The 12,208-nt window shown below is 56.2% G+C and carries 9 protein-coding genes; all 9 read left to right on the top strand.

Features of this window, described 5'->3' with window-relative positions:
- The first annotated feature begins 296 nt into the window (after window positions 1–296).
- The 9 genes from JYK05_RS14970 (at window position 297) to JYK05_RS14930 (ending at window position 12,103) form a co-directional block, all read left to right on the top strand.
- Complete coding sequence (locus tag JYK05_RS14970) at window positions 297–1,313, top strand: lipopolysaccharide biosynthesis protein (RefSeq protein WP_206469218.1); 1,017 nt, start codon at window positions 297–299, stop codon at window positions 1,311–1,313.
- Window positions 1,314–2,026: 713 nt separating this feature from the next.
- Window positions 2,027–3,202: a YfaP family protein gene (locus JYK05_RS14965; protein WP_206469217.1), complete on the top strand. Its 1,176-nt coding sequence runs from the start codon at window positions 2,027–2,029 to the stop codon at window positions 3,200–3,202.
- Between the two features lie 47 nt (window positions 3,203–3,249).
- Window positions 3,250–4,383, top strand: a complete 1,134-nt coding sequence (locus JYK05_RS14960) for a polysaccharide deacetylase family protein (protein WP_206469216.1) — start codon at window positions 3,250–3,252, stop codon at window positions 4,381–4,383.
- A 70-nt stretch (window positions 4,384–4,453) separates the two neighbouring features.
- The gene (locus JYK05_RS14955; RefSeq protein ID WP_206469215.1) at window positions 4,454–5,086 is read left to right on the top strand and encodes a hypothetical protein; all 633 of its coding nucleotides are present in this window, start codon (window positions 4,454–4,456) and stop codon (window positions 5,084–5,086) included.
- 505 nt (window positions 5,087–5,591) lie between these two features.
- Complete coding sequence (locus JYK05_RS14950) at window positions 5,592–6,578, top strand: hypothetical protein (protein WP_206469214.1); 987 nt, start codon at window positions 5,592–5,594, stop codon at window positions 6,576–6,578.
- 1,308 nt (window positions 6,579–7,886) lie between these two features.
- Window positions 7,887–8,801: a hypothetical protein gene (locus JYK05_RS14945; RefSeq protein WP_206469213.1), complete on the top strand. Its 915-nt coding sequence runs from the start codon at window positions 7,887–7,889 to the stop codon at window positions 8,799–8,801.
- A gap of 52 nt (window positions 8,802–8,853) precedes the next feature.
- The gene (locus JYK05_RS14940) at window positions 8,854–9,303 is read left to right on the top strand and encodes a hypothetical protein (protein ID WP_206469212.1); all 450 of its coding nucleotides are present in this window, start codon (window positions 8,854–8,856) and stop codon (window positions 9,301–9,303) included.
- A gap of 487 nt (window positions 9,304–9,790) precedes the next feature.
- On the top strand, window positions 9,791–11,065 hold the full coding sequence (locus tag JYK05_RS14935) for a Shedu immune nuclease family protein (protein WP_175941029.1): 1,275 nt from the start codon (window positions 9,791–9,793) through the stop codon (window positions 11,063–11,065).
- Between the two features lie 636 nt (window positions 11,066–11,701).
- Complete coding sequence (locus JYK05_RS14930) at window positions 11,702–12,103, top strand: hypothetical protein (RefSeq protein WP_175941028.1); 402 nt, start codon at window positions 11,702–11,704, stop codon at window positions 12,101–12,103.
- Window positions 12,104–12,208: the final 105 nt, after the last annotated feature.

Below are 12,208 nucleotides of genomic sequence, written 5' to 3'. Positions count from 1 at the left end.
CGCATCGGCGATCCTCGGGTCGCCCTCAATTGCCCTGCTATTGGTCTATTGGCCGGCAATGCGTTTCAACCATCGGTTTCATCCTTTCGTGGGTTGACGTGCGCCGCGATGCTTTCCGCGCGGCCTGCTTCCCTTTCCGTCCGAGCCATCCAAGACGATGAAGGCACACTGTCATCGCACACGACACGGCACGCCATTTAGTACGACTAAACACCATGAAGAATTCGACTCGACCCTGCTCATTCGTTACCCGGCCTTTCACGTCGCTTAAGCGCGGCGCGGCAGTCAGCGCGATCATGACGAGCCTGTTGCTTGCAGCCTGCGGCGGTGATAGCAGAAGCGCCGTCGACGCAGCCACCGCCAAGAGCAGCACGCTCGCAGCGACGGTGAAAAGCGCGAGCACGAACGGCTCGATCTTCTATGGCATGAACGGCCATAACAACAGCGGCGGCGCATACGACATCTCCAGCCCTCAGACGCAGCTTGCTCAACTCCACGATCTTGGCGCGACGATCTACCGGAACGAGGTCTATAACCAGGCCTCGGCGAATAAACTCGCGGGCATTGCACAGACCATGGCGCAGGGCGGCGTGACCGTCTATCCCGTCATGTTGCTGGGCCTTGGCTATAGCAACGAGGACGATGCGTATAACGCGGGCTACAGGCTCGGCAAACAAACGGCGAGTGCGTACCACTACAAGTATTACGAGGTGGGCAACGAACTCGAGGCGAAGACGCTCAACGGAAACGTCGACGGCGTCTACTGGCAACACTACAACAACCACCAGTATCAGATTGCGCGAGGCATCATTCGCGGCCTGATCGCGGGCGTCCGATCGGAGGATACGGACGGAAAGATCGTTCTTGGCGGGACGTGGCTGCACTATGCGTTCTATCAGATGCTTGCCGACGGTTCGCAGCCTGACGGCTCATGGGGCCATCCGACCGTGAGCTGGGACATCACGGCATGGCACTGGTACTCGAACGAAGGCGACATCACGAACGCTTGCGGCGGTACGGGCTGCCACGATGTGCTGGCGGTGCTGCATCAGATGGGCAAGCCGATCTGGATCAACGAATTCGGCGTGCGCCCGAGCCTGGGATCGCTCCTGCAGATCGCGACGTATCTCACTGGCGGCGACATGATGTCCCAGTATGTGAATGTCGCGTCGAAGTACAACATCCAGTCGATTCAGGCCTACGAACTGTACGACGATGCGGAAGGCGCGTACGGAATGATCCGGGGCGACGGGCATACGCAGAAGCCCGCTTATTCGTCTTTTCGGGACTTTGTGCGTAATCATCCGCGGTGATTCTGTTCGGTAATAGATAGCGTCGGGTGGCGGGGCGTCGTTGGTGTCTTCATGAGCTATGAGCGGAAGGGGCCACGACGCCGCGATTATGGTTTGATCAGGGCATTCTGTCTGCTCATCCGAACGATCGCGCGGATTGTTGGGGGCCCGCATAGACTTCGGACCGTGCGGGTCGCATTTGGGCTGTCGAGCGCACGGGGCCGTGGTCGTGTTGCTGTTTTTGTCTTGATGTCCGGCTTTAGTTTCTTTTGGCTTCAACGGTCGCCAGCAGTTCGTTGCGGACCCTGAAGCCAGCTTCCTCTCGCCACTCGTTACCAGGGCGTTTTCCAGCACTCGCGCGCGCCGCTCTCTTCGCTTCAACTGCCAGTTCTTGGCGGCTCCCAATGAAGATCTAACATACTCTTCTACGGTATATCGAAGATGATTTGCCCCGGACAAAGTACGCCTATACCGGGAAAAAAGGCGCATCCATGCATAGCTATTTAGCGCACTTCAGCCGAAGACATTTTCGTGTCGATTACTCAATGGACCTGTAAGTCGAATGCGCGCGGCGATAGCCAACTTGAAACATTTTGGCACACTGAAACCGATCGGTGTAGTCCACATGTAAAGTCCCGCTAATCAGGCCCTGGCATTTAGCAAGTTGTTAGGGGAAGTCAAAAGTCGCTCTGCAACGAGGCCTGACGCTCCATATAACCAATAACAAGCGCAGCATGATTCGTTCGATTCGCAGACTTCCCATCCTCTTGGCGTTCCTCAGCGCCGCCATCGCCCAAGCCGCTCCGGCACCCATTCAGGTCTTGAGCGCAACGGTCAGAGATCAGAAGATCTCAGGCGCCGCCGTCTTCGTACAGAACGACGGCGCACAGTCGATCCGGACAGAAACAGATGCACAAGGCGCTGCTCCGCTTCCCGACGATGTCGCGGACAGCGGCAGTGCCATGTTGATTATCAAGAAGACCGGCTATTCCGATCTAGTCGTCAAGTGTCCTTGCGCCGGCCTCACTTATGCGATGAGCCCCGTCATGAAGAATCTTGATGGAATGCGGGTCGTACTAACGTGGGGCGCGACGCCGCGCGACCTGGACCTGCACGTGTCATACCCGCGAAATCACGTGTATTACGCGCGCCAGCAAGGAACCGATGCCAACCTCGACATCGATCACACGGACAGCTTCGGGCCGGAAACCATCACGCTCGAACGCAGGCATCAGGGCGAAACGTACGTGTTCGCGGTGCACGATTTCAGCGATCAATCGCTCCCGCACTCCTCAACTCTCTCGAACAGTCAGGCGAAAGTGTACGTGTATGTCGGCCAATCGCTCGTGCGCACGTTCTCCGTGCCGCGCGAAGCTGGCAATCTCTGGACGGTGTTTCGCCTGAGTGCCGATGGAGAGATCCAGGACATCAACAGCATGCGTGGAGTGACCGTCGATGCCTCCAACGTGCTCGGAAGCATTGAAATCTATAACGATCAACAGATGGCAGTCCAGCCGGCGAACGAGGGTTATGTAAATCCGGTCCGCGCATCGGATTTGAACAAGCGAGGCGAGGCGGCCTATCGATCCGGCGACATCGATACCGCTATCGCCCTGTACACGGAGGCGATCGGCTTCCAGCCCGAATTTGGTCAAGCCTACAGCAACCTGGGTCTGGCGTTCCAGAAAGCTGGACGTCCAGCAGAAGCGATGTGGGCCAATCGCAAGGCTATCGCACTGGCAAGCGGCCCCACCGCCGCGACCGTACGCGCAAGCTCGCATTACAACATTGGCCGGATTTTCGAAGATGCCGGTCAATATGCGGATGCCTTGACCCAATATCGCGCGGCCAAGAACAGCAAGGCCAATGCGGCCTACGACGCTTCCATTGCGCGCGTCGGCAACCGATAAGACCTTCTGAAAATCACCCAGCTTCCTGCCGGGTGCATCGAATCAATATGGTTGAAAGAGCTCTTCTGGCGTTGCTGCTTGCAACGGCCAGTGCCTTGGCGCATGCAAACGGCCCGTCTTCCGTGGCAATCAGTGATCGAGCAATATGGCCTCGGCCACTAAATTCACCCGAGAGTTTCGACACGGCGTCGCGCGCAGAGATACTCGCTTTCGGCAATGCATTGGCCGACTCGGAACAGATGAGCGATGCCGATATGCAGGCGCGCCTGAGGACCAAATCGTTCGACCATGCTTCGGTCGAGCGCGTTCGCGCCAAGTACTGGCAGCGACTCACGGCTGGGTATCTCGCCGCATCTGCTCATTGCGCGAATGGCGCGGCCTTCTGTATGAAGGTCGACAATCAGGCTGATTTCGTCAAGGCTGCGAGGACGTTCTCTGTCGGGTTGGACAGTGAGTATCGAAACTGGTTCGTGCATGCCGGCGCGTTTCATCGAACGTATCTGAATGAACTGCTCCGGCTTGCTGCGTTGTTCCCGCGAGTCAGCAGCGAAGTCGATACTTACTCCTCGCGGGAGATCGACGGAAGTGCGTTGCCCGACCGCACCTTCCTTCTTACTTTCGATGACGGGCCCTCCGCGCCCGGCAGCACGACAGACCAGCTCGTGCAAACCCTACGCGCGTCACATCTGAGTGGCACGTTCTTCACGCTTGGTCCGCAATTGCAATCGCGCTTGCAGCATTCGGGCTCATCCGCCATTGCCGACACATACCGAGGGATGTGCGTCGGCGCGCACGGTTGGCAGCACCGTTCGCACGCGACGTGGGCGGATTGGGAAGACTCGGTGACGCGCAGCATCGGGCTCGTGCGCGCGAATGTCCCGCCCAGCTTCGTGCCCCTCTTTCGGCCGCCATACGGGGAGCGCAGAGCCGATAGCGGCTCATTCTTCGACTCGCACGGCCTCTATGTGACGCTCTGGAATATCGACTCGCAAGACTGGAACGAGAAGGTCAACGCCGATCAAGTGAAGCAGCGCGTTCTGACGCTCACGTTGCTGTGGAGGCGCGGCATCATTCTGTTTCACGACATCCATCCCAAAGCGCAAGTCGCCGTACCTTGGCTGCATGATCAGTTGAATGCAAGCGGCATTCAATGGATGGACTGCAAAGCGTTGATTCCATGAATGCAGCGGTCGCCCGCATCCCGGTGGTCTCGACCGATGCGAAATCAGTGAGTGAGTACGACAAAGAACTATGAAAAGAAGATCCTTCCTGACCTTAGCGGCGATGACGCCGCTCCTATTAAGTGGTTGCGTGACGTCTGAACTGATCGAAACGGCCAACTCGGACGACAGGTTTCAATACACTGAGACGATTGACAGTGTGCTCATTTCGGCTGATCGAAACAAGCTCGTGTTTCTCGGCGCGGACTATCACTACATCTTCGATGCGCCGACGCATTTTGCCGACGTTCTCTCGTCGGCGGTCCATCCACTGATACACGCAGAGGTCACCACGTTCGATGTTGGACCGGATGGAAAGGCGTCAGGTGCATTCGACCTGAAGATCTCGGATGCTTCTAAGCTGACGCCTGAGGCCAAGGCGCAATTGATTGATTTTGGCTTCTCCGAGAGAAACTGGACCCGGCGGATCTTGCTCAATGGAACGCGGTACAGTGCCAAGCACTTCGACCGATCGAAGCTGAGTCCAACGGTATTGAACCAGTCGTATCAAGTGACGGTGTATGAGACGCGCCATTCGAACATGAAGAAAGTCGCACTGTTATTGACTCCGGTCACCGTAGCGCTAGATGGAGCGTTGATGATTCTCTCTATTCCGCTCATTCCGGTAGCGGTCGTTATGTTGTCCAAGATGCGTATTATGTGACCCGTCACGTTCGGCTCGGCGACACTTTCTCGGGAAGTTTGGTCTTGCGACGCTCGATTGCGCGTCTCACGTGGCCATCACTTGCCGTTTCCTTGTGATCGTGTTCGACGCGACAATCGATGGAAGGGCGCATTTTCGGTCTGTGCATTGCCCGGCGAATGCCGGGTCGAAAACGGTGCCAGTGTTATCGCTTGGCCACCGTCCGAGCGACTATGGTTTGGTCTTGTTGGCTCGACCATAGAGTCGGGTGAACTGTCCGCGTGGCGTCGTCGTCGTTCGTCGTCGCACTTGCACTGCGCATAGTCATCTAGCGACCACGGTATTTCGTCCGCTGATGTAGCGTCGAATGCGACGACGCTAATTCGTCAATTTGGACCGTGCAACGCACTGTGTAATGACACTTCACCCCGTTGAGACAACTGGCACGAAACGAAACAACGATGCGAGCGTAAACAAAGGTGAACTGGTGCGCATTTGAACCAACCAAGAAAAACTTTTGAAGAATATGAGACAGAGCAAGTCCCAACTTCTGGCGCAAGAAAGCGCCGAATGGCATCATCGCGGCCTGATAAGTGCCGCCGTGTCGGCGCAATTGGGTCGTCGCTATGACCGAGAGAGCGCGAGCTATTCGGGGCTCATCTCCTGGCTCGCTCTGAGCGCGATGTGCTTGCTCGGCTTCGCGGTCCTTGCCATCATCGTTCTTAGCTCCCAGTCCGCGACTCTCGGCGGAGGTATTCTCGGCGCAGCCGCAGTCGCGCTCTGGTATCGCGGGATTCGGATGACATCTGATCCGCTTAAGCGTCACCCGGTCACCGGCAGTGCATTGGTCACGGTCGGGTTGGCCGCTGCCTATGGCGCCATGACGCTGCTCACGCTTCCCATTGGCGACAGCTTCAACGATACGAGATTTTCGGTTCTGCTGACTGTCACCGCTGCCCTCAGCATGGCGACGGCATACCAGTATCACCTTCGCTGGCCACTTTTACTATCGCTCTTATGCCTCTTTCACGGACTTGGTGCTTGGCATGAATATGCGGGGAACGGCGACTACATAGCTAACATTCAGGACCCACGGACCATGGCGGTGATCGCGGCACTATGCGCCAACTTCGGCCTGTGGCATCAGCATGCAGAAGAAGGCCGGCTGAGGCACCTTGTCGGCTTTGGCAGACTCTACGTCATCTTTGGTTTGCTATATCTCGACTGCTCGCTGTGGTTCTTGAGCCTCGCTTCCTACGGCGAAGACCATGTCTTGCGCTGGGTTTTACTCTTCTCCGCGATATGCGTTGCGCAGATCATCGCTGGCGCGCGTCTGAAAGAGGGCAAGCTGACCGGCTTCGGAATTGTTTTTCTGAGCATCGATCTCTACACGCGATTCTTCGAGCACTTTTGGGGCCGTCTTTCCCTCGGCTTGTTCTTGCTAATCGCAGGCTTAAGTGCCGTGGTGCTCGGTTGGCTATTCGAAAGGCACGCAGGAGCGGCAACAGCATGAAACGCAACGCAGCAATGCTGAATCTCCGTTCATTAGATGGACAGGCATGGACTAGATGAAAGCGTGCCCACCACACGCGCGCTGGAGTGTGCAAACGTGTCAAACCATGCGCCTGCCGCTCAGAGCGTGCAATGACTCGATGAGGAAGGAACGACGCGTGCAGCAGCAGACCGTCGTTGTGGTCATCGGGTCTCGTGGTAGGCCCAGTGGGCCACGCAACCCACCAGCGTCCCCGAATTGCCCTCAGAGTGTCCCTGAAGGCAACCGTCAGGGACCAAAATCCCACTAACCTGTGCCGTTAGGGAAAAGGCTTCCGCGAATTAAAGCATAAGCTGTCCGTTCAGTGGGCTCTCGTGGCCCTCTAAGACTTCGGCGTAAAGCATAAATTGGCCTATCGAACGGAATTAAAGCAAAAGCTGTCTAATCGAACATCTGCCTGCACCACAAGCACTTTTTCACCGCCCGGTGCCCATATCGCGCTTGCGATCGACACTCGCTTCTTGGGCTGGAAAATCTCGACTGCGACACACGTCAGTACCTTCTTGCCTCGGGCGCGCCCTGCGGTCAACCTCCGCTCAGGACCACCGATGTATGTTTCCATCCACCTCGACCTTGCCCCGCAGCAGTTCCCGACCGGGACGAACCAACGCGGATCGCAATCGATGCAGCATGGCCCAAGCCGCCTGGCACGAGCCATTCTGCAAAGTCCGCTTCGGACTTAGTGCCGAAATTCCGTCCTTGCCGCTGGCGAAGTTCCCGGCGAACCATACTGTAAGTGGCGTACGGGTTCGGTCGAAGATAGTCCCCGCCATCACGGATGTTGCATCGTCACAGTCCGCGCACGTGAATCGCCCGTCTTTCAGCCGCCATCCGCAGGCGTGGGCGCATTACGGACAGACAAAAGCGGACGGCCAGCGCAGCCACCCAAGGTAGTCCAAGCAGTCGGCGTCGGACTGCAGCCGCGCCCGAAACACGCCGAAGGAGCGAGGGTCGTCGATTCCTGCGACTGGTCTGTACGTGCCGAAAGTATGCGGCCAGATCCGCTTAAAGGGACCCCATAGGGGGTCGGGGCGAATTCGCGCGACCGCCTCGAGTGCCCATCGAATCATCTCGGTAGAAGGCTCGCGCGCCCCGGAGCCAAACGACCCTACCCCGAAAGGACAGCCAATGCAGCACACACCGTTGCATCCCCGTGCCGAATCGTGCGAGCCGAGCAAAATGATTTCTTCCGAGAAAACTTCACAAATCGCTGGACAAGCTGTGAAGTCACGCGCATAATAGCTTCATGATCTTTACTGGGAAAACGTCATGAGTCACCTTTCGGCTGACACTGAAGCATCTCCGACTGGGCGATGGGAGCTGAATGCGCGGTCAATTGACGAGCAGCAATTGCAGTGGCTGTTTAGCGACTTGCTTGTGCATCTGCTGAAAACGTTAGATAGCATCTTCGGCGCGACCCAACTGGACAAACATCTCCTGGGCTTCCCCTTACCAGATCTCCGTCCGGCCCACCTCGGTGCGGGGCTCGATATGGACACGAAACAGCAAGTCCAGCAGCAACTATCAAGGATGGACGCGTGGAAATGCATTAAGGCGGTGTATGACTTCGGAGTGAAGGGCATTCCCGATGAGACGGGAGTAAGCATCTACGAAATCAATAAGTTTGCCCGCAGGATTACTGCACTGTTCAATGCAGTCTATCCAGATAAAACGAAGCTGTTCAATGAACTAGTTTTTCTTTCGGAAGCCCGCGTTGAGCTCCAGCGCCCTTTCGGTCACATCACGGTCGAGGCGTTGGTGGCCCTTGGTGGAGTTGACGCTCGGACGGTTCGGAATGCGATGGCGGCGGGCGACATCGTGTTCAAAAAGGTCGGAAGTCTAGTTGAATTCGACCCTGCGTCGGCACGCCGGTGGCTCACGGGCAGACGCGGATTTGTCCCGACAAAGCCATCAGTGCGCGGCATCGATGTAGAGAACGTAAAGACGCCTGCGGAATTCGCTCAGTTCGTAAAGGCTGTTAGAGCGAAGCTCACGGCGGACGGTGCCGATGCGGAGCCACCGGTGGACGCTTCTGCGATGGCTGATCTGGAGAGCGGGCTCTTTAGGCTACCTTTAGATTTGGCGTTCTCGCTGGCAGACTATTTCGGGCTTCAGCGAGAGCGCTTCCTCAAGTGTGTGATGCGAGTTTTCTTTCCTGCGCAGTACGCATTGCTGTCGTCGTAATCGTTGCCTCCTTCAAAAAACCTTCCCCTCTTACCCACGAATCGGAGTAGCTATGTTAAAGGACAACTTGAAGGGCACTTCCAACGTCGTGCGTCAATTTTCCGAATATGCAAAGCTTCGGGAGGCATATTCGACGCAGACAGCGAACGAACTGACGGTCGGAAGCCTCGCTAGGCATGGAGTAAAGGCGACCCCATCAGAGGTCGGCGCTTGGCATAAGCTGAACATGGCTGCCGCTCATGGAAAAATGGAAATTGAGGCCATACGTCGCGATGCGGAATCTTCTGCGCGCGTTGTTGCCACGGCCATGATTGCTTCGGCACGAAACGCCTGCGGATCGCAATTGACCTTAGAGAGTGACTTGAACGAAGACGACGCAAACGAAACCGGTGATGGTATCGACGACGAAGAAGAGCGGCTGACGATCGACGAAATCTACGGGCACGACGATCCCGAAGCAAATGCTGACGCGGCGCTCGACGATGTGCTGAAACTAAAGTAACGCGCAGAGTAATCCCGAGCAACGATGACGTGGCCATGTTGACGGAGCTTCCATAAGAAGCGAACCGGACCAGAACACTGCTTCCACAGGCGCTGGTTGTATTAAAGCATGCACACCGGCCTTGGACGACCACCGCCTGCTGCAGATCACGTGAAGGAATGCCGTGCACGTTTGTTCAGCGGCACGAAAACCAATGACATATCGGAGCGCTCTTGTCGCTTCGCTATGGATTCGGTCAGTGTTATAGCCTGAGCGAACCGCGGATCATTCGAGATGCCTTCGAAGATTGATACCTTTTCAAGCTTTTTTACTGTTCATGACGCTACCACCTGACTCACAACTCGACCTTCTAGATCTACTTGAGTCACATCAAATTCTGGCGCCGAGATTCAAGTACTCTATAGCGTTAGCTGAAGATGGACCGGAAGGCCTTTTGTTCATGGAGGCGTTCACTCACTCTCAAGTGGATCCTACGAAGTGGGCCTCAATGGCGACAGAGAAGTGGCCGCTAGTTGCAACGCTGACGGCCGGCTACGTGCGCATGTATCCCGCCTTTTCAAATCCGCACGCACAGCGTTACTTGACGCCGAAGCATCATCCCTTGCGCTACGTAGAATACCGAGACGGCGACGGTCATGAAATTCCGTCCACTGCTGACGAAGCGATCGAAGAAATTACGTCGCGACTCCCGTGGGGGATATTTAAGCGGCCGGAGGAAGGGCTCGGCTTCGCGAAGGAGCTCGAGCATGTGGTCCGCACTATAGGACGATTGCCAAATATCCAAGCGATGATTGTCGTGAGCGACGGAAGTTCACGCCTTGCCGAGAGCGAAGTATTCGTTTCTGAAGATGATATGGATTCTCTCAGAAGAGCTATGAATAGAATAGACCGACGCAAACGAGAGGGAATAAGCCGCGAGAAGTCGAGCTTTGTCTTCAACCATCTCCTCGTCAAGCTGGATCCGGCGCACTTTGGCCGCATCGGCTATCTTCCGGCTGATTCTGCTCCACGCAGCGCGAGCGGAGCGTTCTCTCGCCAGGCAACTAGGCTTCGACGGCAAGCAGATGCGGCTGCTGTCGCCCGCGTACGCGACAGCCTGCCGTCTCTCGCGGCCGAAAGTCCGGCTGTGCTCATGCAGCTTCGAGCAGAGATTGAAAAGGTCACCCTCTCAGAAATGATCGAGAAGTTTGACCGACTACTCAATGAAGATCTGCCCGAATCGCGCTGGCAGGCCTTCTTTGAGGCACATCAGTTCATCCTCGAGATGGTGTTCGCGCGCCCCGTGCAACTGGTAGCCACACAGTTTCATGCGCAAGTAGCTTCGCTCACAGGCTCCGGAGCACAGATTGGAGATTTCCTATTTCGACGCACAGGACGAGGGTTGGCGATCGTTGAGATCAAAAAACCCGCGACGCAGTTGGTATCGACTACGCCCTACCGGAACATGACGGTCTTTGCGCCATCGAAAGAATTGAGCGGCGCGGTCATACAGGTCTTGTATCAACAGAGTGCGATACGGACGAACTGGCTAGCTCACCAGAGCACCAGCAACTTGCGCAATGCTAGTCCAGACGCCATCTCGTGCATTATCATAGCTGGGCGCCTTCCGACCGAGGAAAACCAACAACGAAGCTTTGATGTTTTTCGTAACGCCTGCAAAGATGTGGAAGTATTAACTTTCGACGAAATGCTCGCGAAACTGCGACACGTTCGCGACCAGCTAGGAGGCTCGAGTTCCGTTGCCGGAAGCGCAGGCGTCTAACGTAGCCGCGCGCGTCATAAGCGGAAGGTGACCTGTTTGTCCTGTCTGAAGCGTCAACAGATTGGAGGGTCTCTTCTGGCGGCGAATGCAAACAGGTCTGGCATTTCGACGAACCACGGAGAAACTCAAAGCCTGAGGATCTGCGTTGGCCGTAGCGAAAGTCAATAGCAGTTCCTTCCGACGCGAAGTGTCATGGCGGATGCAAAGGTTCAAGAATGAACTGCGAACAGTCCGCAGCAGGGCGCACCGCCCGACACGCGAACGGTCGACTATCGCTGATGCGCCGTACTCAAGCGCAAACGTGTCGTCCTTCGTTAGATAAGCTGAACCGGCGTCATTTGGAAGTGCAGTTCTTTGACGCCGCCTTACAAATCGAGTACCGTTGATTCTCTTAGATCTCATCAGCCTGACTTTTAAGCGCACTCGCCCTCTGTGACGCGGTCGGGCCCTTGATCGCCTTCGCCTGCACCGTCGCAAGATCTTTGATCCGCGGCGACGGCATTAGGTGATGCATCTTTACGGCTGCGAGGCGGTCGTCTGTACTTTTGCAGATTGTTGGCTATGCTTTGATTCACGGCCGGGAGCGGCTCTGCCGATTTCGAGAATCTTCTGATGATTCGTTTAAGGAAAAAGGCCATGGATCTTGTGACCGCAGCGATCTCCTCCGCTCTAGCGACATTTGCCAACGAGGCGATCAAAGAATCCGCCAAGAAAACCGTGGCATCGGCCTATGACACACTTAAGGAAAAAATCGCAGAGCGTTTTGGTGCAAAAAGCGAAGTGGTGTCGGTGGTCGAGGAAGTCGAGTCGCTGACGCCGACGACAATTTCGTCTTCGCAGGCTTTCAGGACGCTTGAGAGACTTAATCTCGAGAAAGATAACGAGATCGCGCAAGCAGCCAGAAAACTCGAAGAGTCGTCGAAGGCCGCTAATGTCAATCAGCGGAGCGTAGAAATTCATCTGAAGGACTCGAAAAGCATTGGTTCAGTCTATACAGAGGGCTGCACGAATGTTCGTGTCGAAGGCTCGAACGGATAGCTGCCGTATGCAACCAGGACCTAGAGAGGGACAGGCGAACTTCTGGAATCGAGTCGACCCACATGGCAGAGCCGACCCCAAAAGCATCAGGGCCCGCTGCGACGG

Source organism: Caballeronia sp. M1242 (genome assembly GCF_017220215.1).
Lineage (GTDB): Bacteria > Pseudomonadota > Gammaproteobacteria > Burkholderiales > Burkholderiaceae > Caballeronia.
This window is presented reverse-complemented; position numbering and strand designations above follow the sequence as displayed.